The organism is Aeromonas sp. NJAU223 (genome assembly GCF_051125555.1).
GTDB classification, from domain to species: Bacteria; Pseudomonadota; Gammaproteobacteria; order Enterobacterales; family Aeromonadaceae; genus Aeromonas; species Aeromonas veronii_G.
This window is the reverse complement of sequence record NZ_CP144204.1, coordinates 4,220,001-4,242,455: the sequence shown is the minus strand read 5'-3', so window position 1 is coordinate 4,242,455 and position 22,455 is coordinate 4,220,001. Positions and strand designations below refer to the sequence as shown.

The window sequence follows — 22,455 nt, the reverse complement described above, 5'->3', positions numbered from 1 at the left end:
CTGACACCATCACAAAGGGGGCCATCGGCCCCCTTTGTTGCTTTTGTCTTCGCCAGCACCATCATTTGCGCAGCTTGATCTGCTCGATGGCGTGCTCGTTACCCTTGGTCAGGATCAGATTGGCCCGCTCCCGGGTCGGCAGGATATTCTCTTGCAGATTCAGATAGTTGATATCCTGCCAGATGTTGTTGGCGATCTCGGTGGCCTCGCTCTCCGCCAGCTTGGCGTAGTGGTGGAAGTAGGAGTCGGGATCCGAGAAAGCGCCGCTGCGGAACTTGAGAAAACGCTCCACATACCAGGTTCGCAGCAGTTCTGTGTCCGCATCCACATAGATGGAGAAGTCGACAAAATCTGACACGAAGACGCGATGGGGCTCCTGCGGGTAATCCATGCCGCTCTGCAGCACATTGAGCCCCTCCAGGATCAGGATGTCCGGCTGTTCCACCACCTTCTTCTCATCGGGCAGGATGTCATAGATGAGGTGGGAGTAGACGGGGGCCTCGACCCGCTCATGACCGGCCCGGATATTGGCGACGAACTCCACCAGATGGCGGATGTCGTAGGATTCCGGGAATCCCTTGCGGCGCATCAGGCCGCGGGCTTCCAGCTCCTTGTTGGGGTAGAGGAAGCCATCGGTAGTCACCAGCTCCACCCGCGGGTGTTCCGGCCACCGCTCCAGCAACGCCTGCATGATGCGGGCCGTGGTGCTCTTGCCCCCCGCCACGCTGCCGGCGATGCTGATGATATAGGTGCCCTTGCCGCGAGACTGGCCGAGGAACTGCTCCAGCACCCGGCTGCGGCGCTGCTTGGCCTTGACGTAGAGATTGAGCAGACGGGAGAGGGGCAGGTAGATCTCTTCCACCTCCCGCAATGACACCTTCTCGTTGATCCCGCGCAGGGTGTGCAGATCCGTCTCCGTCAGGGTGAGGGGGACTGCATCACGCAATAACGCCCATTGTTCGCGGGTGAATTGCAAATAGGGGTTATGCTCTGTGGTCATGGTGTCATCACTGTTTCTTGGGCAGGGCGACCATACACCAAGGGATCGGGAGCGACAAGGGATGTGGCGGGTTCGAGCACAGAGGGTACGGTTTTTTGTACTCTTCCCAGCAATAATGCACATTTTGCAAGGCGCAATGGTTGCATCCCCAAAATCCTTACCATAAAATGCGCGACGCTTAGATGTCTGTCGTCTATTTGCTCGGCAAATGCGATAAAAACAACGGGTGCAAGCAGAATTACCGTTGTGACGTCGACGTGACGGAGGGGTTCCCGAGCGGCCAAAGGGATCAGACTGTAAATCTGACGGCTCTGCCTTCGAAGGTTCGAATCCTTCTCCCTCCACCATATTTCTCTGCGGTTTGAGTTCTTTGGGTTAGAGAAATGCGGGCATCGTATAATGGCTATTACCTCAGCCTTCCAAGCTGATGATGCGGGTTCGATTCCCGCTGCCCGCTCCAAGATGCTGATATGGCTCAGGTAACTCTGATAGCCACACCCTAGGGTGAGTTCGGCAATCGAACCAGCCTGTCAGCACCAGCCTCTCTACTCCCCCAGATTCAAATCCATCATATAAACTGTTCTGTGGTTAGCTTGCCACCGCGTACTCAGCGTTAGTTTAGAGGGACGATCATGTCTAAAGAAAAATTTGAGCGTAATAAACCGCACGTTAACGTGGGTACCATCGGCCACGTTGACCACGGTAAAACCACCCTGACCGCCGCCATCACCAACGTGCTGGCCAAGCACTTCGGTGGTAAAGCTTTCGCCTTCGACCAGATCGACAAGGCACCGGAAGAGCGTGAGCGTGGTATCACCATCAACACCTCCCACGTAGAATACGACACCGCTACCCGTCACTACGCTCACGTAGATTGCCCGGGTCACGCCGACTACGTTAAGAACATGATCACCGGTGCTGCCCAGATGGACGGCGCAATCCTGGTAGTCGCTGCGACTGACGGCCCGATGCCGCAAACTCGTGAGCACATCCTGCTGGGTCGCCAGGTTGGTATCCCGTACATGATCGTGTTCATGAACAAGTGCGACATGGTTGACGACGAAGAGCTGCTCGAGCTGGTCGAAATGGAAGTCCGTGAACTGCTGACCGAGTACGACTTCCCGGGTGATGACCTGCCGGTAGTCCGTGGTTCCGCACTGAAAGCGCTGGAAGGCGAAGCTCAGTGGGAAGAGAAGATCATCGAACTGGCTCACCACCTGGATACCTACATCCCGGAGCCGGAGCGCGCGATTGATCAGCCGTTCCTGATGCCTATCGAAGACGTCTTCTCCATCGCTGGCCGTGGTACCGTAGTAACCGGTCGTGTAGAGCGCGGTATCGTGAAGGTTGGTGAAGAAGTGGAAATCGTGGGTATCAAAGATACCACCAAGACCACTTGTACCGGTGTTGAAATGTTCCGCAAACTGCTGGACGAAGGCCGTGCTGGTGAGAACGTTGGCGCCCTGCTGCGTGGCGTGAAGCGTGAAGACGTAGAGCGTGGTCAGGTACTGGCCAAGCCGGGCTCCATCAAGCCGCACACCAAGTTTGAATCTGAAGTGTACGTGCTGTCCAAAGAAGAAGGTGGTCGTCATACCCCGTTCTTCAAGGGCTACCGTCCGCAGTTCTACTTCCGTACAACCGACGTGACCGGTACCATCGAACTGCCGGAAGGCGTAGAAATGGTAATGCCGGGCGACAACATCAAAATGGTTGTTACCCTGATTGCGCCGATCGCGATGGACGACGGCCTGCGTTTCGCCATCCGTGAAGGTGGCCGTACCGTAGGTGCTGGTGTTGTAGCCAAAGTTATCGCGTAATCTTGGCTTACATAAATAAAGCAAAGCCCCTATAATAGGGGCTTTCTTATGTAGGGGCGTAGTTCGAATTGGTAGAACAGCGGTCTCCAAAACCGATGGTTGCGGGTTCGAGTCCTGCCGCCCCTGCCATATACCTCGTCTCGTACGGGGCTTTTGTGTCTTTGGTTACGTCAGATACAGGTGGGTTGTATGAGTGTTAGTTCTGAGGGTCAGGGCGGAAGCAAGGATACCCTGCTTTGGGGCCTGGTTTTCATCATTCTGGCGGCCGCAGTAGTAGGTAATTACCTGCTGACCGACGTTGTCGCCGCCGTCCGCGCCCTGGGTGTGGTCGTTGTCATCGCTGCTGCAGGTGCAGTAGCCCTGCAAACCACCAAAGGTAAGGCAACACTGGCTTTTGCTCGTGAGTCTCGCCTGGAAGTCCGCAAGGTCGTATGGCCGACCCGCCAGGAAGCCATTCAGACAACCCTGATTGTGCTGGCGGTGACCGCCGTGATGGGGCTCTTGCTGTTCGTTCTGGACGGTGCCTTGGTCTGGTTGGTCAACCTGATTACCGGTGTGTAAGGATAAGCCATGACTGAACAACGTGAACAGCGTATGAGATGGTATGTCGTGCAGGCATTTTCCGGCTACGAAGGCCGGGTTGCCAAGTCCCTGCGTGAACATATCAAGATGCATGGCATGGAAGAGCTGTTTGGCGAAGTGCTGGTCCCGACCGAAGAAGTGGTCGAGATGCGTGCTGGCCAGAAGCGCAAGAGTGAGCGCAAATTTTTCCCGGGCTATGTCCTGGTCCAGATGGTGATGGATGAAACCACATGGCACCTGGTACGCAACGTACCACGTGTGATGGGCTTTATCGGTGGCACCTCCGATCGTCCTGCTCCTATCTCTGATAAAGAAGCGGATGCCATCCTCAACCGTCTGCAAGATGCCCATGACAAGCCGCGTCCGAAAACCCTGTTTGAACCGGGTGAAATGGTGCGGGTTGCCGATGGTCCGTTTGCCGACTTCAACGGTACCGTTGAAGAGGTGGACTACGAGAAGAGCCGCGTGAAGGTCTCCGTTCTGATCTTCGGTCGCTCAACACCGGTCGAACTGGATTTTGGTCAAGTCGAGAAAGGCTGATTAAACTCTGTTCGTTAACGGTTGTCAGGGGCAGCGATTATCTCTATAATTCGCTGCCCCTTTATTTGTTGGGGAGCCGTTTGCAGGAGCATGTCTCCGAGGCGTTAGAACCCATTTTTGAGGTATTTTTGTAATGGCTAAGAAAGTCACAGCTTATATCAAGCTGCAAGTTAAGGCTGGCAGTGCTAACCCCAGCCCTCCCGTTGGTCCTGCTCTGGGTCAGCACGGTGTTAACATCATGGAATTCTGTAAGGCGTTCAACGCTCGTACAGAGAAGCTGGAAAAAGGTTCACCGACTCCGGTCGTGATCACCGTTTACAGCGACCGTTCCTTCACCTTCGAAACCAAGACTCCGCCCGCTTCCTTCCTGCTGAAGAAAGCCGCCGGCATCCAGTCTGGTTCTGCCAAGCCGAACAAAGACAAGGTTGGTAAGGTGACCGTTGCCCAGCTGCAAGAAATCGCCAAGACCAAAGAGCCGGATATGACTGGTGCCGATCTGGATGCAAAAGTACGTTGCATCGCCGGTTCCGCTCGTTCCATGGGCCTGGTGGTGGAGGACTAAGACAATGGCAAAACTTTCCAAGCGTATGCGCGTTATTCGCGAAAAAGTTGACGGTACCAAAGAGTACTCCATCAACGAAGCCATTGCCCTGCTGAAAGAACTGGCTACCGCCAAGTTCGTTGAAAGCGTTGACGTCGCCGTTAACCTGGGTATCGATGCTCGTAAATCTGACCAGAACGTACGTGGTGCTACTGTACTGCCGCACGGTACCGGTCGTGACATCCGTGTCGCCGTGTTCACCCAGGGTGCCAACGCCGAAGCCGCCAAGGCTGCCGGTGCTGAACTGGTTGGTATGGACGACCTGGCTGAGCAAGTCAAAAAAGGCGAGATGAACTTCGACGTCGTGATCGCATCCCCGGATGCCATGCGTGTTGTTGGTCAACTGGGGCAGATCCTGGGCCCGCGCGGCCTGATGCCTAACCCGAAAGTGGGTACCGTAACCCCGAACGTTGCTGAAGCCGTCAAGAACGCCAAAGCCGGTCAGGTTCGTTACCGCAATGACAAGAATGGTATCATCCATACCACTCTGGGTAAGGTTTCTTTCAACGAAGTTCAGCTGAAAGAAAACTTGGAAGCGCTGCTGGTTGCCTTGAAAAAGGCCAAGCCTTCCTCCGCCAAAGGCGTCTTCATCAAGAAAGTCAGCATCTCCACCACCATGGGTGCCGGTGTTGCCGTAGACCAAGCTTCTCTGGAAGCTCAGGCCTAATTGATGCGTTTTACAAGGCGCAAAATTTAATCTATAATTTTGCGCCTTGATTGGTTGGGGGTTTCGACCTCCGTCCAAGACCGCAGGTGGCCTAATCGCCTTAATCCTTCCTGCGTAGACGGTGCCGGAAACCCAGCGAGAAAGATTTCTTTCTCTTCTGGAATCCTGCTACCGCATCGTTCCCCTCTGTTGTAAAGGTAGGGGGGATGTGTCAGTACTGGGTCAACTAGACCCGGATTCAATCCAGGAGTTAAGCCAATGGCATTGGGACTCGAAGACAAAAAGGCAATTGTTGCTGAAGTCAACGAAGCTGCCAAAGGCGCTCTTTCTGCAGTTGTAGCCGATTCTCGCGGTGTGACTGTAGAGAAGATGACCAGCCTGCGTAAATCTGCTCGCGAAGCCGGTGTGTACATGCGCGTTGTGCGTAACACCCTGCTGCGTCGCGCAGTTGAAGGTACCGAATTCGGTTGCCTGAACGACGTATTGTCTGGTCCTACCTTGATCGCTTTCTCTAACGAACACCCGGGCGCTGCCGCTCGTCTGTTCAAAGAGTTTGCCAAAGCGAACCAAAAGTTCGAAATCAAGGCTGGCGCTTTTAACGGTGAATTCATCGCCGCAGCACAAATTGATCGTCTGGCCACGCTGCCGACCTACGACGAAGCAATTGCGAAGTTGATGGCTACCATGAAGGAAGCCTCTGCTGGCAAGCTGGTTCGTACCATCGCTGCTGTGCGTGATCAGAAGCAAGCTGCTGCTTGATTCTCGCCTATTTAGGCTGTTTGAGTTTATTCAACATCAGGAATTTTTGTCATGTCTATCACTAAAGACCAAATCATCGAAGCCGTTGCTTCCATGTCCGTAATGGAAGTTGTTGAGCTGATCGAAGCTATGGAAGAGAAGTTCGGTGTTTCTGCCGCTGTTGCTGTTGCTGCCGGTCCGGCCGCTGAAGCAGTAGAAGAGAAGACCGAGTTCGACGTAGTTCTGACTGCTGCTGGCGCCAACAAAGTTGCCGTCATCAAGGCCGTACGCGGCGCCACCGGTCTGGGCCTGAAAGAAGCCAAGGACCTGGTAGAAGCTGCTCCGACCAATCTGAAAGAAGCCGTCTCCAAAGACGAAGCCGAAGCTCTGAAGAAAGAGCTGGAAGCTGCCGGTGCTTCTGTTGAGATCAAATAATCTGCATTTATGTAGATTAGCCTGATAAAACAGGCTAAGGCTGGTGAATCTTTATTCACCAGCCTTTTTGCGCTGTAGACTGAGAGTATTTCACACCGTTCACGACTCTCGGTGCACCAGCAATCCGGACCGCCTCATCGTCCGGGCCAACACAAACGGTGTTGAGACAGAGCTGTCCCGTGGGGACAGAGTGGGTCACTTATCAGCGAGCTGAGGAACCCTATGGTTTACTCTTATACCGAAAAAAAACGCATACGTAAGGACTTCGGTAAGCGAGACCAGGTACTGGACACGCCTTATCTGTTGTCCATTCAGCTGGACTCCTTCAAGCAGTTCATCGAGGCTGACCCGGAAGGTGAGTACGGCTTAGAAGCCGCCTTCCGTAGCGTTTTCCCGATCACCAGTTACTCCGGTAGTGCTGAGCTTCAGTATGTCAGCTATCGCCTGGGTGAGCCGGTATTTGACGTAAAAGAATGCCAGATCCGTGGAGTGACCTACTCCGCGCCGCTGCGTGTCAAGCTTCGTATGGTTCTGTACGACCGTGAAGCAGCTGCCGGCACCGTCAAAGATATCAAGGAACAAGAAGTTTACATGGGCGAAATTCCGCTCATGACCGAAAACGGCACCTTTGTCATCAATGGTACCGAGCGGGTCATCGTCTCCCAGTTGCACCGCAGCCCGGGCGTCTTCTTCGACCACGATAAAGGCAAAACACATTCATCCGGTAAGGTACTGTATAACGCCCGCGTTATTCCCTACCGTGGCTCCTGGCTGGACTTCGAATTCGATGCGAAAGACAACCTGTTTGTCCGTATCGACCGTCGTCGTAAACTGCCGGCCTCCATTATTCTGCGCGCCCTGGACTTCAGTTCCGAAGAAATCCTGGCCACCTTCTTCGAGACCATCGGTTTCGAGGTCAAAGATGGCAAGTTGATGATGGATCTGGTGCCCGAGCGCCTGCGTGGTGAAACTGCGACCTTCGACATCATCGCCAATGGCGCCGTGGTGGTTGAAACCGGTCGTCGTGTCACCGCTCGTCATATCCGTCAGTTGGAAAAAGACGCCATCACCCAGATTGAGGTGCCGGTCGAATATGTTGTTGGCAAAGTTGCTGCCAAGAACTACGCGCACCCGCAAACTGGCGAAATGGTCGTGACTGCCAACCAGGCACTGAGCCTGGAAGCGGTCGCCAACTTGTCCCAAGCCGGCTTCAAGCACTTCGAGGTTCTGTTCACCAACGAACTGGATCACGGTGCCTACATGTCCGAGACCCTGCGCATCGACTCCAGCTCCAGCCGTTTGGAAGCCCTGGTCGAGATCTACCGCATGATGCGTCCAGGCGAGCCGCCCACCCGCGAAGCGGCAGAGCAGCTGTTCGAGAACCTGTTCTTCTCTTCCGAGCGTTACGACCTGTCTACCGTGGGTCGGATGAAGTTCAACCGCCGTCTGGGTCGTGAAGACGAGACCGGCGTCGGCGTGCTGACCAAAGACGACATCGTCGAAGTCATGAAGCGCCTGATCGACATCCGTAACGGCAATGACGAGGTGGACGATATCGACCACCTGGGTAACCGCCGTATCCGTTCTGTCGGTGAAATGGCCGAGAACCAGTTCCGTGTCGGTCTGGTCCGTGTCGAGCGTGCGGTCAAGGAGCGTCTCTCCCTGGGCGACCTCGATACCCTGATGCCGCAGGATCTGATCAACGCCAAGCCGATCTCCGCCGCGGTCAAAGAGTTCTTTGGTTCCAGCCAGCTGTCCCAGTTCATGGACCAGAACAACCCGCTGTCCGAAGTGACCCACAAGCGTCGTATCTCCGCGCTGGGCCCGGGCGGTCTGACCCGTGAGCGTGCCGGCTTTGAGGTTCGAGACGTACACCCGACCCACTACGGTCGTCTGTGCCCCATCGAAACTCCTGAAGGTCCGAACATCGGTCTGATCAACTCGCTGTCCGTGTATTCCCGCACCAACGAGTACGGTTTCCTCGAGACCCCGTACCGCAAGGTCATCGACGGTGTGATCACCGACGAAGTGGATTACCTGTCCGCGATTGAAGAAGGCAAGTACGTGATCGCGCAGGCTAACGCCGCGACCTCCGAAGATGGCCGTCTGAAAGATGAGCTGATCCCGTGCCGTCATAAGGGTGAATCCACCTTCATGAACGCCGACCAGATCCAGTACATGGACGTGAGCCCGCAACAGATCGTCTCTGTCGCAGCCGCTCTGATCCCGTTCCTGGAGCACGATGATGCTAACCGAGCCCTGATGGGTTCGAACATGCAACGTCAGGCCGTACCGACTCTGCGCGCTGACAAGCCGCTGGTAGGTACCGGTATGGAACGCGCCGTGGCAGTTGACTCCGGGGTAACCGTGGTGGCCAAGCGTGGCGGCATGATCGACTATGTCGACGCCTCCCGTATCGTTATCAAGGTCAATGAAGATGAGCTGTTGCCAGGCGAAGCCGGCATCGACATCTACAGCCTGACCAAATACACCCGTTCCAACCAGAACACCTGTATCAACCAGCGTCCTTGCGTGATGTTGGGTGAGCCGGTGATGGCGGGCGACGTGCTGGCTGACGGCCCGTCCACCGACCTGGGCGAACTGGCGCTGGGCCAAAACCTGCGCGTCGCGTTCATGCCGTGGAACGGTTACAACTTCGAAGACTCGATCCTGGTGAACGAGCGCGTGGTTCAGGAAGATCGCCTGACCACCATCCACATCCAGGAACTGGCCTGTATCTCCCGTGACACCAAGCTGGGTCCGGAAGAGATCACCGCCGACATCCCGAACGTGGGTGAAGCCGCTCTGTCCAAGCTGGACGAGTCCGGTATCGTCTACGTGGGTGCGGAAGTGAAGGGCGGCGACATCCTGGTCGGCAAGGTAACACCCAAGGGTGAAACCCAGCTAACTCCGGAAGAGAAGCTGCTGCGCGCCATCTTCGGTGAGAAAGCTTCCGATGTGAAGGACTCCTCCCTGCGTGTGCCGAACGGTGTGTACGGTACCGTGGTTGACGTGCAAGTCTTTACCCGCGATGGCGTGGAAAAAGACAAGCGCGCCAAAGAAATCGAAGAGATGCAGCTGAAGGAAGCGAAGAAGGACTTGACCGAAGAGTTCAAGATCCTGGAAGACGGCATCTTTGGCCGCTCCCGCAACCTGCTGCTGGCCGCCGGTTACAGCGAAGATCGTCTGAACAAGCTGGATCGTTCCAAGTGGTTTGAACTGGCCATCGAAGATGAAGCCAAGCAGATCGAACTGGAACAGATCGCCGAACAGCACGTTGAGCTCAAAGCCGAGTTCGACAAGAAGTTCGAGAACAAGCGTCGCAAGATTATCCAGGGTGATGATCTGGCGCCGGGCGTACTGAAAATCGTCAAGGTTTACCTGGCAGTGAAGCGTCGCATCCAACCGGGTGACAAGATGGCGGGCCGTCACGGTAACAAGGGTGTTATCTCCAAGATCTGTCCGGTCGAGGATATGCCCCATGACGAGTTCGGCCGTCCGGTCGACATCGTACTGAACCCGCTGGGCGTACCATCCCGTATGAACATCGGTCAGATCCTCGAAGTGCATCTGGGCCTCGCGGCCAAGGGCATCGGCGAGAAGATCGACCGCATGATCAAAGAGCAGCGTGAGCTGCACGAGATGCGCGAGTTCCTGCAACAGGTCTATGACCTGGGCGAGAAGGACTCCCAGCAAGTGAACATCGCCGAGCTGTCTGACGACGACGTACGTACCCTGGTGGGTAACCTGCGCAAGGGTCTGCCGGTCGCTACACCTGTCTTTGATGGTGCCAAAGAGCGCGAAATCAAGGCCTTGCTGAAGCTGGCCGATCTGCCGGAATCCGGTCAGATCTCCCTGTTCGACGGTCGTACCGGTAACGCCTTCGAGCGTAAGGTCACCGTGGGTTACATGTACATGCTCAAGCTGAACCACCTGGTAGACGACAAGATGCATGCACGTTCTACCGGTTCATACAGCCTGGTTACCCAGCAGCCGCTGGGTGGTAAGGCACAGTTCGGTGGTCAGCGGTTCGGTGAGATGGAAGTGTGGGCCCTGGAGGCTTACGGTGCGGCATATACCCTGCAGGAAATGCTGACCGTCAAGTCTGACGATGTGAACGGCCGTACCAAGATGTACAAGAACATCGTGGATGGCGACCACCGTATGGAGCCGGGCATGCCCGAATCCTTCAACGTATTGCTGAAGGAAATCCGCTCTCTGGGTATCAACATCGAGCTGGACGAAGAGTAAGAGCTCGCTCTTATTGTTCGAGAATTGACGTGGGCGCCCCGAGAGGGGCGCCGAGGTTAGACTCCTGACAGGGGAAACACGTGAAAGACTTACTCAAGTTTTTGAAGGCTCAGACCAAGACCGAAGAGTTTGACAGTATCAAGATCGGTCTGGCCTCTCCTGACATGATCCGCTCCTGGTCATTCGGTGAGGTCAAAAAGCCTGAGACCATCAACTACCGGACTTTCAAGCCGGAACGTGATGGTCTGTTCTGCGCCCGTATCTTCGGACCGGTGAAGGACTACGAGTGTCTGTGCGGCAAGTACAAGCGCCTGAAACACCGTGGTGTGATCTGCGAGAAGTGTGGCGTAGAAGTGACCCAGACCAAGGTCCGTCGTGAGCGTATGGGCCACATCGAGCTGGCCAGCCCGACTGCCCACATCTGGTTCCTGAAGTCCCTGCCGTCCCGTATCGGTCTGCTGCTGGACATGACCCTGCGTGACATCGAGCGCGTGCTGTATTTCGAATCCTATGTGGTTATCGAACCCGGCATGACCAACCTCGAGCGCAGCCAGATGCTGTCCGAAGAGAACTATCTGGACGCACTGGAAGAGTGGGGCGACGAATTCGACGCCAAGATGGGTGCCGAAGCAATCTTGGCATTGCTGCGCGCCATCGATCTGGAAGGTGAAGTCAAGACCATGCGCGAGGAGCTGGAACAGACCAACTCCGAGACCAAGCGTAAGAAGACCACCAAGCGTCTGAAGCTGATGGAAGCCTTCCTGCAGTCCGGCAACAAGCCGGAGTGGATGATCATGACAGTGCTGCCCGTGCTGCCGCCGGACCTGCGTCCGCTGGTACCGCTGGACGGCGGCCGTTTCGCGACCTCCGATCTGAACGATCTGTACCGTCGCGTGATCAACCGTAACAACCGTTTGAAGCGCCTGCTGGACCTGGCCGCCCCGGACATCATCGTGCGCAACGAAAAGCGCATGCTGCAAGAGTCCGTGGATGCCCTGCTGGACAACGGCCGTCGTGGTCGTGCCATCACCGGTTCCAACAAGCGTCCGCTGAAATCCTTGGCCGACATGATCAAGGGTAAGCAAGGTCGTTTCCGTCAGAACCTGCTGGGTAAGCGGGTCGACTACTCCGGTCGTTCCGTTATCACCGTAGGTCCGACTCTGCGTCTGCATCAGTGCGGTCTGCCGAAGAAGATGGCGCTGGAACTGTTCAAGCCGTTCATCTATGGCAAGCTGGAAACTCGCGGTCTGGCGACCACGATCAAGGCCGCCAAGAAGATGGTGGAGCGCGAAGAAGCTGTCGTTTGGGACATCCTGGACGAAGTGATCCGCGAACACCCGGTCCTGCTGAACCGTGCACCGACCCTGCACCGTCTGGGTATCCAGGCGTTTGAACCGACCCTGATCGAAGGTAAAGCCATCCAGCTGCACCCGCTGGTCTGTGCCGCCTATAACGCGGACTTCGATGGTGACCAGATGGCGGTCCACGTACCGTTGACCCTGGAAGCCCAGCTCGAAGCGCGCGCCTTGATGATGTCCACCAACAACATCCTGTCGCCTGCCTCCGGTGAGCCGATCATCGTTCCGTCCCAGGACGTGGTCTTGGGTCTGTACTACATGACCCGTGCCCGTATCAACGCCAAGGGCGAAGGTATGGTGCTGGCCGGTCCGAAAGAAGCAGAGAAAGTCTATCGCGCCGGTCTGGCCGATCTGCACGCTCGTGTGAAGGTGCGTATCACCGAATACCTGCGTCAGGAAGACGGTTCCCTGCTGCCGCACACCGAGATGAAGAGCACTACCGTGGGTCGTGCGATCCTGAGCCTGATCCTGCCAAAAGGCATGGAATACGCCCTGATCGACGAGCCGAAGGTACTGACCGCCGCCGAAGAGGCCGATCTGGCTGCCAATCCGCAGAACTGGATCAAGTACGTCTCCAACAAGGCGCTGGGCAAGAAGCTCATCTCTCGTCTGCTGAACACCTGCTATCGCAAGCAGGGCCTGAAGGACACCGTCATCTTCGCTGACCAGCTGATGTACACCGGTTTCCACTACGCGGCCCTGTCCGGTGCTTCCGTTGGTATCGATGACATGGTCATCCCGGATGCCAAGAAAGACATCATTGCGGCAGCCGAAGCCGAAGTCGCCGAGATCCAGGACCAGTTCCTGTCCGGTCTGGTGACCGCGGGCGAACGCTACAACAAGGTTATCGATATCTGGGCCAGCGCGAACGATCGCGTCTCCAAGGCCATGATGGATAACCTGTCCAAGGAGCGTAACGTCAACTCCCTGGGCGAAGAGGAAGAACAAGCTTCCTTCAACAGCATCTTCATGATGGCCGACTCCGGTGCGCGGGGTTCCGCCGCCCAGATCCGTCAGCTGGCTGGTATGCGTGGCCTGATGGCGAAACCGGATGGCTCCATCATCGAAACGCCGATCGTGGCGAACTTCCGTGAAGGTCTGAACGTACTGCAGTACTTCATCTCCACTCACGGTGCTCGTAAGGGTCTGGCGGATACCGCACTGAAGACTGCGAACTCCGGTTACCTGACTCGTCGTCTGGTTGACGTGGCACAGGACATGGTGATCACAGAGGACGATTGCGGCACAACCGAAGGTCTGTGGATGACTCCGCTGATCGAGGGTGGTGACGTGGTCGAGCCGCTGCGTGAGCGCGTGCTGGGCCGTGTGGTTGCCGAAGACGTGATCAAGCCGGGTACCGAAGATGAAGTGCTGGTAGCACGTAACACCCTGCTCGACGAGCAACTGTGTGATCAGCTCGAGCGCAACTCCGTCGACCGCGTGAAGGTACGTTCTGCCATCACCTGTGAGACCGACTTCGGTAACTGTGCCCACTGCTACGGCCGTGATCTGGCCCGTGGTCATCTGGTGAACAAGGGTGAGGCTGTCGGTGTTATCGCCGCCCAGTCCATCGGTGAGCCGGGTACCCAGCTGACGATGCGTACCTTCCACATCGGTGGTGCCGCATCCCGAGCTGCTGCCGAGAGCAGCATCCAGGTCAAGAACACCGGTAGCATCAAGCTGCAAAACGCCAAGTTCGTTACCAACAACTCCGACAAGCTGGTCATCACCTCTCGTTCCACCGAGCTGACCATCATGGACGAGATGGGCCGTACCAAGGAAAGCCACAAGCTGCCTTACGGTTCCGTCCTGGAAGTGAAGGATGGCGAAGCCGTGAACGCCGGTGACACCGTCGCGAACTGGGATCCGCACACTCACCCGATCATCACCGAAGTGGCAGGTCGTCTGCACTTCGAACACATGATCGACGGCGTGACCATCACTCGTCAGACCGACGAGCTGACCGGTCTCTCTTCCATCGTCGTGCTGGATGTCAACGAGCGTCCGAGTGCCGGTAAAGAGATGCGTCCGACCGTGAAACTGGTCGACCTGAACGGCAAGGATGTCATGATCCCGGGTACCGATGTTCCCGCCCAGTACTTCCTGCCGGGCAAGGCCATCGTGAACCTGGAAGATGGTGCCAACGTGGGCGTGGGTGACGCGGTTGCGCGTATCCCGCAAGAGTCCAGCGGTACCAAGGACATCACCGGTGGTCTGCCGCGCGTTGCGGATCTGTTCGAAGCGCGTCAACCGAAGGAACCGGCTATCCTGGCCGAGATCTCCGGTACCATCTCCTTCGGGAAAGAGACCAAGGGCAAGCGCCGTCTGGTCATCACCCCGACCGACGGTGGCGAGATCTACGAAGAGATGATTCCGAAGTGGCGTCACCTCAACGTGTTCGAAGGTGAAAAAGTTGAGAAGGGTGAAGTCCTGGCGGACGGTCCTGAGTCTGCTCACGACATCCTGCGTCTGCGCGGTATCAGCCCGGTCGCCAACTACATCGCCAACGAAGTGCAGGACGTTTACCGTCTGCAGGGCGTTAAGATCAACGACAAGCACATCGAAGTCATCGTTCGTCAGATGCTGCGTAAGTGCGAGATCCTGAGCGCTGGCGACACCGATCTCATCGAAGGCGAGCAGGTTGAAGTAGCTCGTGTGAAGATTGCCAACCGTAAGCTGGTTGCAGAGGGCAAGGCCCCGGCGACCTACCGTCATATCCTTATGGGTATTACCAAGGCATCTCTGAGCACCGAGTCCTTCATCTCCGCGGCTTCCTTCCAGGAAACCACCCGGGTTCTGACCGAAGCGGCCGTTGGCGGCAAGCGTGATGAACTGCGTGGCCTGAAAGAGAACGTGATCGTAGGTCGTCTGATCCCGGCGGGTACTGGCTTTGCCTACCACCACAGCCGGATCAACCAGCGTGCCGCCGCAGCCCGTGCTGTTGGTGTGCCGCAGGTGACTGCCGATGAAGCTCAGCAAAATCTGGCGGATCTGCTCAACGCAGCCGGCAGCTTTGACGAAGAGTAATCTTCCGCTGCAGTGATGAGAAAGGGCCCCTTCCAGGGGTCCTTTTTTTATTTCTCATCCGGCACCTGGCGCGTGTCGGAGCGGGGCAGGGGATGATCCAGTGCAAGGTTATAGAGCAAAAAATCAAAAAAAGTTGACATTGCCCCCCCGCAATTGAAAACTCGAGAAAGTTGAATGGTTATTACAGGGGTAGAACATGGCTGTCGGTATCGAGGAAGTACTGCTTCCCGAAGATCAACTGAGCGGTCGCGCTTTTACAGACGAAGACAGGGAGTTGTTGCGTTCATATGAAGGTCTCATCGAGGGCCTGGCCGATCTGTTCGGCAAGCACTGCGAGGTAGTGCTTCATTCCCTGGAAAATCTGCATGAGTCAGTGATCAAGATTGCAAATGGATTTAACACCGGGAGAACCCTGGGGGCGCCCATCACGGATCTCGCCCTGCGGATGCTCAAGGATATCGAGCGTACCGGCCAGGATCACACCCAGAGCTATTTTGCGCGCAGTCGCACCGGCGCGCTGATGAAGTCGAGCACCATTGCCATTCGCAACGGTGACAAGCAGGTTGTCGGCCTCATCTGCATTAACCTGCATATCAATGCACCTTTCCACGAATTCGTGGCCGAGTTCTTCCCGACCCCGCAACAGGTGGAGCGTCAATCGCCGGAGACCTTCGCCAACAGTGTGGAAGAGCTGGTTGCCCAGACGGTGGACAACACCATCGACGAGATCAACCGCGATCCCACCGTGGCGAACAATGCCAAGAATCGTTTTATCGTGACCCAGCTGTTCGAGAAGGGCATATTTGATATCAAGGACTCGATCAACCTGGTCGCGGACAAGCTGAATATTTCCAAACATACCGTGTATCTCTACATCCGACAGCGCAAGCAGGGCGAAGAAGAGAGCGAGTAAGTGCCATAGAAGGGGACAGACAAGAATGGCTAAAGAAGTGATTGCAACCGACAAGGCACCTGCCGCAATTGGACCTTATGTACAGGGCACCAAGCTGGGAGAGCTGATCTTCACCTCCGGGCAGATCCCGCTCGATCCCACCACCATGGACATCGTCGCCGGTGGTATCGAAGCCCAGGCCGAGCAGGTGATGAAGAATCTGGTTGCAGTATTGAAGGCAGCCGGTTCGGATACCGGCAAGGTGTTGAAGACCACCTGCTTCCTGAGCGACATGAACAACTTCGTGGCTTTCAATCAAGTCTATGCCCGCTACTTCGGCGAAGCGGCGCCGGCTCGCTCCTGCGTGGAAGTGGCCCGTCTGCCCAAGGATGTGCTGGTCGAGGTCGAGGCTATCGCTCACGTCTAAGCCAAGCGCTTGGCAAGAGCCCCTCTCAGGAGGGGCTTTTTCGTCTTTGAGGTAGAATGGTTGCATACCTTTGCAGGAGTCCGGACATGAGTCTGAGTTTTGCCCTGCTGGTCACCGGGCCCGCCTACGGCACCCAGACGGCCAGTACCGCCTATCGTTTCGCCCTGGGTCTCATCGAGCAGGGTCATCGCCTGTCCCACCTGTTCTTCTATCAGGACGGCGTGTATAACGGCAGCAGCCTGCATGCCCCTGCCTCTGACGAGACCGATCTGGTGGCGCTATGGCGCGAACTGGCCTTGGCGCAGGGCATCGCCATCGATGTCTGTGTCGCCGCCGCCATGCGGCGCGGGGTACTCGATGAAACCGAAGCCAAGGGGATTGGCAAGGCGCAGTTCAATTTGCAGGCTCCGTTTCGCCTGAGTGGCCTGGGGCAGTTGGCACAAGCCAGCCTGACCGCCGATCGCTTCGTGCAGTTCTAGGGGGGAGAGATGAGCAAGATTGCCTTTATCTGCCGCCGTGGTCCCCACGGCACATCGAGTGGCCGGGAGGGGCTCGACGCCCTGCTGGCGACCTCGGCATTGACCGAATCACTGGCCCTGTTTCTCATCGGTGACGGGGTGCTGCAACTGCTCAAAGATCAGCAGCCACAGGCCATATTGCAGCGCCACTACGCGCCGACCTTCAAGATGTTGGAACTGTATGACATCGAAGAGGTCTATGTCTGTACGGCTTCGCTCGCGGAGCGGGGTCTGGAAGCCGCCGATCTGCTGATCCCCGCAGCGCCCTTGTCCCCCGATGAGATCCGCCGTGAATGGGGGCGTTGCAGCACCCATATCAGTTTTTGAGGTGCCCATGATACAGCTGGTATTGAGTTCCCCCTTCCTCGGTCAGGCACTGGAGCAGGCACTGCGTTATCGCGATGTGTCGGATCCTGTGGTGCTGATGCAGGATGCGGTCGTGGCGGCGACGGCTCCCGTGTGGTGCGAACGGCTGGCCAGGGTCCCGCTCTATGTGATGCGGGAAGACCTGCTGGCGAGGGGAATGCAGGGGCGGATCGGGATGGAACTCGACATGGCCGGCCTGATCAGCCTGATCGCCGAGCAGGGATCGCCGCAGACCTGGGCGGATTAGTTCTGGTTTTTATCTGATAACTCAGATGGTTAAGCAATTGCCGTTGGATGTGAGTTTGTCGCTTGGACGCACGAATTGTATAAATCTTGACTCCCCCGACAACAGGGCATAAAATTTCGCGTCCCCGTATCTGCGGGGAGGATTTTTCACACGTTTATGAAGTCATTATCAGGAGCCTTTTGATGGCAACTATTAACCAGTTGGTTCGCAAGCCACGCATCAAGCTCGTTGTAAAAAGCAACGTGCCGGCGCTGGAAGCGTGCCCTCAGAAGCGTGGCGTATGCACCCGTGTATACACCACCACCCCGAAGAAGCCTAACTCTGCACTGCGTAAAGTCTGCCGTGTACGTCTGACCAACGGCTTCGAAGTCACCTCCTACATCGGTGGTGAAGGTCACAACCTGCAGGAACACTCCGTTGTTCTGATCCGTGGCGGTCGTGTCAAGGATTTGCCAGGTGTTCGTTATCACACCGTTCGTGGTGCGTTGGACTGTGCCGGTGTTAAAGACCGTAAGCAGGCTCGCTCCAAGTATGGCGTGAAGCGTCCGAAAGCTTAATGGTTCTCCGTTAAGTAAGGCCAAACGTTAATTCGTTTCTAGTTAGATAACTTTCTAGTTTTGGGTAACCCCTGAAGTTCACGGAGAATTTGAAATGCCAAGACGTCGTGTTGTTGGTCAGCGTAAAATCCTGCCGGATCCCAAGTTCGGATCTGAGCTGCTGGCCAAATTCGTCAACGTAGTAATGGTTGACGGTAAGAAATCTGTTGCAGAAGCCATCGTATACGGTGCCCTGGACATCATTGCCACCAAATCTGGCAAAGAGCACCTGGCCCTGTTCGAAGTCGCTCTGGACAACATTCGTCCGTCCGTCGAGGTTAAATCTCGTCGTGTCGGTGGTGCAACCTATCAGGTGCCGGTAGAAGTTCGCCCGGTACGTCGCAATGCTCTGGCAATGCGCTGGTTGGTTGATGCCGCTCGTAAACGTGGTGAAAAATCAATGGCTCAGCGTTTGGCTGGCGAGCTGCTGGATGCCGCTGACAATAAGGGTTCGTCTGTCAAGAAACGTGAAGACGTTCACCGTATGGCTGAAGCGAACAAGGCTTTCGCTCACTTCCGCTGGTAATCCGCCTGCGCAGGGCCTCGTGGCTCTGCGCACCTTCAGTTATCTAGGGGTACGCTCCTAGTAAGAGGATGACAATGGCTCGTACAACCCCCATTGAGCGTTATCGTAATATCGGTATCTCCGCTCACATCGACGCCGGTAAGACTACTACTACCGAGCGCGTTCTGTTTTACACCGGTGTAAGTCACAAGATCGGTGAAGTTCACGATGGCGCCGCCACCATGGACTGGATGGAACAGGAACAAGAGCGTGGTATCACCATTACCTCCGCCGCGACCACCGCTTTCTGGTCCGGTATGGGCAAACAGTTCCAACCGCACCGTATCAACATCATCGATACCCCGGGCCACGTTGACTTTACTATCGAAGTAGAGCGTTCAATGCGTGTTCTGGACGGTGCCGTGATGGTGTACTGTGCCGTAGGTGGCGTACAGCCACAGTCTGAGACCGTATGGCGTCAGGCTAACAAGTACAAGGTTCCCCGTATCGCGTTCGTCAACAAGATGGACCGTACCGGCGCCAACTATCTGCGCTGCGTTGAGCACATCAAGACCCGTCTGAAAGGCGTGCCGGTTCCCCTGCAACTGAACATCGGTGCAGAAGAGAACTTCAAGGGCGTTATCGACCTGGTCAAGATGAAAGCCATCAACTGGAGCGAAGCTGATCAGGGCGTATCCTTCGATTACGAAGACGTCCCGGCCGAGTTGCTGGAACAGGCGCAAGAAATGCGCATGAACCTGGTTGAAGCCGCTGCTGAAGCGTCTGAAGACCTGATGGAAAAATACCTGGGTGGTGAAGAACTGACCGAGGAAGAGATCAAGATTGCTCTTCGTCAGCGCGTTCTGAACAACGAAATCATCCTGGTTACCTGTGGCTCCGCGTTCAAGAACAAGGGCGTACAGGCCATGCTGGATGCCGTGGTTGACTATCTGCCGGCCCCGACCGACGTAGCCGCCATCGACGGTCTGAAGCTGGATGGCGAGACCAAAGACGAGCGTCACGCTTCCGATGACGAGCCGTTCGCTGCTCTGGCATTCAAGATTGCTACCGACCCGTTCGTAGGCAACCTGACCTTCTTCCGCGTTTACTCCGGTGTGGTTAACTCCGGTGACTCCGTGCTGAACTCTGTCAAAGAGAAGCGCGAGCGTTTTGGCCGTATCGTTCAGATGCACGCCAACAAGCGTGAAGAGATCAAAGAAGTTCGCGCAGGCGATATCGCTGCTGCCATCGGTCTGAAAGACGTGACCACTGGTGACACCCTGTGTGACGAAAAAGCCCCGATCATCCTGGAGCGCATGGAGTTCCCGGAGCCGGTAATCTCCATCGCGGTTGAGCCGAAAACCAAGGCTGACCAAGAGAAGATGGGTCTGGCACTCGGCCGTCTGGCGCAGGAAGATCCCTCTTTCCGCGTATGGACCGACGAAGAATCTGGCCAAACCATCATCGCCGGTATGGGCGAGCTGCACCTGGACATCATCGTTGACCGTATGCGTCGCGAGTTCAAGGTAGAAGCGAACGTAGGTAAGCCGCAGGTTGCCTACCGCGAAACCATCCGCGATACCGTCAAGGATATCGAAGGCAAGCACGCCAAGCAGTCTGGTGGTCGTGGTCAGTACGGTCACGTTGTGATCGACATGTACCCGCTGGAAGAAGGCAAAGCCTACGAGTTCGTCAACGACATCAAGGGTGGCGTCATTCCGGGTGAATTCATCCCGGGCGTTGATAAGGGTATCCGCGAGCAGCTGAAATCTGGCCCGCTGGCTGGTTATCCGGTAATGGATCTGGGCGTGCGTCTGCACTTCGGTTCTTACCACGATGTCGACTCCTCCGAACTGGCGTTCAAAATCGCTGCTTCCATGGCCTTTAAGGCTGGCTTCATGAAGGCCAACCCGGTTCTGCTCGAACCGATCATGAAAGTAGAAGTTGAGACTCCGGAAGACTACATGGGCGACGTGATCGGTGACCTGAACCGTCGTCGTGGCCTGATCGAAGGTATGGAAGACGGCCCGTCCGGCAAGATCGTACGTGCCCTGGTGCCGCTGGCCGAGATGTTCGGTTATGCGACCGCCCTGCGTTCCGCTACCCAAGGTCGTGCTTCCTACGCCATGGAATTCGCCAAGTATCACGATGCCCCGACCAACGTCGCCCAGGCCGTGATCGAAGAGCGCAAATCCAAGTAATTTATGATTCCCCGCCTACGACGGTAGGCGGGTTTAACCTAGAAGGACTACGTCGTGTCTAAAGAAAAATTTGAGCGTAATAAACCGCACGTAAACGTCGGCACCATCGGCCACGTTGACCACGGTAAAACCACCCTGACCGCCGCCATCACCAACGTGCTGGCCAAGCACTTCGGTGGTAAAGCTTTCGCCTTCGACCAGATCGACAAGGCACCGGAAGAGCGTGAGCGTGGTATCACCATCAACACCTCCCACGTAGAATACGACACCGCTACCCGTCACTACGCGCACGTAGATTGCCCGGGTCACGCCGACTACGTTAAGAACATGATCACCGGTGCTGCCCAGATGGACGGCGCAATCCTGGTAGTAGCTGCGACTGACGGCCCGATGCCGCAAACTCGTGAGCACATCCTGCTGGGTCGCCAGGTTGGTATCCCGTACATGATCGTGTTCATGAACAAGTGTGACATGGTTGATGACGAAGAGCTGCTCGAACTGGTCGAAATGGAAGTCCGTGAGCTGCTGACCGAGTACGACTTCCCGGGTGATGACCTGCCGGTAGTCCGTGGTTCCGCACTGAAAGCGCTGGAAGGCGAAGCTCAGTGGGAAGAGAAGATCATCGAGCTGGCTCACCACCTGGATACCTACATCCCGGAGCCGGAGCGCGCTATCGACCAGCCGTTCCTGATGCCTATCGAAGACGTCTTCTCCATCGCTGGCCGTGGTACCGTAGTAACCGGTCGTGTTGAGCGCGGTATCGTGAAGGTTGGTGAAGAAGTGGAAATCGTGGGTATCAAAGATACCACCAAGACCACTTGTACCGGTGTTGAAATGTTCCGCAAACTGCTGGACGAAGGCCGTGCTGGTGAGAACGTTGGCGCCCTGCTGCGTGGCGTGAAGCGTGAAGACGTAGAGCGTGGTCAGGTACTGGCCAAGCCGGGCTCCATCAAGCCGCACACCAAGTTTGAATCTGAAGTGTACGTACTGTCCAAAGAAGAAGGTGGTCGTCATACTCCGTTCTTCAAGGGCTACCGTCCGCAGTTCTACTTCCGTACTACCGACGTGACCGGTACCATCGAACTGCCGGAAGGCGTAGAAATGGTAATGCCGGGCGACAACATCAAAATGGTTGTTACCCTGATTGCGCCGATCGCGATGGACGACGGCCTGCGTTTCGCCATCCGTGAAGGTGGCCGTACCGTAGGTGCTGGTGTTGTAGCTAAAGTTATCGCTTAATTGATACTTTATATGCACACATGAAAGGGGTGGCTTCGGCCACCCCTTTTACTTTTTGGGGCTTTATCTGCCCTGTGAGATACTTTGCGAAATTATCGATTAGAGGTAGTGCCCGTGAGTAAACCCGCCATTTTTCTGGACAGAGACGGTGTCATCAACGAAGACACCGGCTATGTCAGCCAGGTCGACGACTTTCATTTCTTGCCAGGTGTCATCGAGGCGCTGCAACTGCTGAAGAAGAAGGGTTATCTGCTGGTCGTGGTGACCAACCAATCCGGTATCGCGCGCGGTTACTTCAGCGAAGATGACTTCATGAACCTGACCGAATGGATGGACTGGTCGCTGGCAGATCGGGATGTGGACCTCGACGGCATCTACTTCTGCCCCCATCACCCGGATCATGGTGCACCTTGCGACTGCCGCAAGCCAGAGCCCGGAATGCTGCTGC

General features: G+C 56.2%; 20 protein-coding genes and 3 tRNA genes (1 of these 23 cut by a window edge). 22 read left to right on the top strand and 1 reads right to left on the bottom strand.

The genetic code is table 11. The features are described 5' to 3' along the window. Nucleotides 1–61: 61 nt before the first annotated feature. A complete protein-coding gene (coaA, locus tag VZC39_RS19560) occupies nt 62–1,000 on the bottom strand; it encodes a type I pantothenate kinase (RefSeq protein ID WP_349920103.1) in 939 nt (312 codons plus the stop codon). Between the two features lie 262 nt (nt 1,001–1,262). Here coaA and VZC39_RS19555 point away from each other — a divergent pair. The 22 genes from VZC39_RS19555 to gmhB form a co-directional block, all read left to right on the top strand. Continuing rightward, nucleotides 1,263–1,347 (top strand) — tRNA-Tyr (locus VZC39_RS19555). Between the two features lie 38 nt (nt 1,348–1,385). Then, a tRNA-Gly gene (locus VZC39_RS19550) sits at nt 1,386–1,460 on the top strand. Between the two features lie 172 nt (nt 1,461–1,632). Next, entirely contained in the window at nt 1,633–2,817 is a 1,185-nt protein-coding gene (tuf, locus tag VZC39_RS19545) for an elongation factor Tu (RefSeq protein ID WP_349920081.1), read from the top strand. Nucleotides 2,818–2,869: 52 nt separating this feature from the next. Then, nucleotides 2,870–2,946: transfer RNA gene (locus VZC39_RS19540), tRNA-Trp, on the top strand. A 60-nt stretch (nt 2,947–3,006) separates the two neighbouring features. Continuing rightward, nucleotides 3,007–3,378, top strand: a complete 372-nt coding sequence (gene secE / locus VZC39_RS19535; protein ID WP_025328619.1) for a preprotein translocase subunit SecE — start codon at nt 3,007–3,009, stop codon at nt 3,376–3,378. A gap of 9 nt (nt 3,379–3,387) precedes the next feature. Further along, nucleotides 3,388–3,939, top strand: coding sequence for a transcription termination/antitermination protein NusG (nusG, locus tag VZC39_RS19530; protein WP_010675959.1), 552 nt, complete (start codon nt 3,388–3,390; stop codon nt 3,937–3,939). A gap of 133 nt (nt 3,940–4,072) precedes the next feature. Continuing rightward, nucleotides 4,073–4,501, top strand: a complete 429-nt coding sequence (gene rplK / locus VZC39_RS19525) for a 50S ribosomal protein L11 (protein WP_016352267.1) — start codon at nt 4,073–4,075, stop codon at nt 4,499–4,501. Between the two features lie 4 nt (nt 4,502–4,505). Continuing rightward, nucleotides 4,506–5,207 (top strand): 50S ribosomal protein L1, encoded by a 702-nt coding sequence (gene rplA / locus VZC39_RS19520; protein ID WP_349920100.1) that lies wholly within the window; start codon nt 4,506–4,508, stop codon nt 5,205–5,207. A gap of 258 nt (nt 5,208–5,465) precedes the next feature. Continuing rightward, nucleotides 5,466–5,966, top strand: coding sequence for a 50S ribosomal protein L10 (rplJ, locus tag VZC39_RS19515; RefSeq protein ID WP_016352265.1), 501 nt, complete (start codon nt 5,466–5,468; stop codon nt 5,964–5,966). A gap of 51 nt (nt 5,967–6,017) precedes the next feature. Continuing rightward, the gene (gene rplL, locus VZC39_RS19510; protein ID WP_349920098.1) at nt 6,018–6,380 is read left to right on the top strand and encodes a 50S ribosomal protein L7/L12; all 363 of its coding nucleotides are present in this window, start codon (nt 6,018–6,020) and stop codon (nt 6,378–6,380) included. A gap of 222 nt (nt 6,381–6,602) precedes the next feature. Continuing rightward, nucleotides 6,603–10,631, top strand: coding sequence for a DNA-directed RNA polymerase subunit beta (rpoB, locus tag VZC39_RS19505; protein ID WP_349920097.1), 4,029 nt, complete (start codon nt 6,603–6,605; stop codon nt 10,629–10,631). Between the two features lie 80 nt (nt 10,632–10,711). Further along, entirely contained in the window at nt 10,712–15,016 is a 4,305-nt protein-coding gene (gene rpoC / locus VZC39_RS19500; protein WP_349920096.1) for a DNA-directed RNA polymerase subunit beta', read from the top strand. A 196-nt stretch (nt 15,017–15,212) separates the two neighbouring features. Beyond that, entirely contained in the window at nt 15,213–15,929 is a 717-nt protein-coding gene (locus tag VZC39_RS19495; protein WP_349920094.1) for a helix-turn-helix transcriptional regulator, read from the top strand. Between the two features lie 25 nt (nt 15,930–15,954). Next, entirely contained in the window at nt 15,955–16,335 is a 381-nt protein-coding gene (locus tag VZC39_RS19490) for a RidA family protein (protein WP_349920092.1), read from the top strand. Between the two features lie 86 nt (nt 16,336–16,421). Further along, on the top strand, nt 16,422–16,814 hold the full coding sequence (gene tusD / locus VZC39_RS19485) for a sulfurtransferase complex subunit TusD (RefSeq protein ID WP_434664607.1): 393 nt from the start codon (nt 16,422–16,424) through the stop codon (nt 16,812–16,814). A 9-nt stretch (nt 16,815–16,823) separates the two neighbouring features. Then, a complete protein-coding gene (gene tusC, locus VZC39_RS19480; protein ID WP_434664606.1) occupies nt 16,824–17,180 on the top strand; it encodes a sulfurtransferase complex subunit TusC in 357 nt (118 codons plus the stop codon). Between the two features lie 7 nt (nt 17,181–17,187). After that, a complete protein-coding gene (tusB, locus tag VZC39_RS19475; RefSeq protein WP_434664604.1) occupies nt 17,188–17,466 on the top strand; it encodes a sulfurtransferase complex subunit TusB in 279 nt (92 codons plus the stop codon). 182 nt (nt 17,467–17,648) lie between these two features. Further along, nucleotides 17,649–18,023, top strand: a complete 375-nt coding sequence (gene rpsL / locus VZC39_RS19470) for a 30S ribosomal protein S12 (protein ID WP_005306278.1) — start codon at nt 17,649–17,651, stop codon at nt 18,021–18,023. A gap of 94 nt (nt 18,024–18,117) precedes the next feature. Next, a complete protein-coding gene (gene rpsG / locus VZC39_RS19465; protein ID WP_033129801.1) occupies nt 18,118–18,588 on the top strand; it encodes a 30S ribosomal protein S7 in 471 nt (156 codons plus the stop codon). A gap of 74 nt (nt 18,589–18,662) precedes the next feature. Continuing rightward, the gene (gene fusA / locus VZC39_RS19460) at nt 18,663–20,768 is read left to right on the top strand and encodes an elongation factor G (protein WP_349920083.1); all 2,106 of its coding nucleotides are present in this window, start codon (nt 18,663–18,665) and stop codon (nt 20,766–20,768) included. A 54-nt stretch (nt 20,769–20,822) separates the two neighbouring features. Continuing rightward, nucleotides 20,823–22,007: an elongation factor Tu gene (gene tuf, locus VZC39_RS19455; RefSeq protein WP_349920081.1), complete on the top strand. Its 1,185-nt coding sequence runs from the start codon at nt 20,823–20,825 to the stop codon at nt 22,005–22,007. Nucleotides 22,008–22,121: 114 nt separating this feature from the next. After that, a protein-coding gene (gene gmhB / locus VZC39_RS19450) for a D-glycero-beta-D-manno-heptose 1,7-bisphosphate 7-phosphatase (RefSeq protein WP_434664600.1) crosses the window boundary here: on the top strand, nt 22,122–22,455 show its 5' portion. The gene runs 209 nt beyond the window's last position; the window shows 334 of its 543 coding nt (coding positions 1–334); it begins with the start codon at nt 22,122–22,124; its stop codon lies beyond the right edge, outside the window.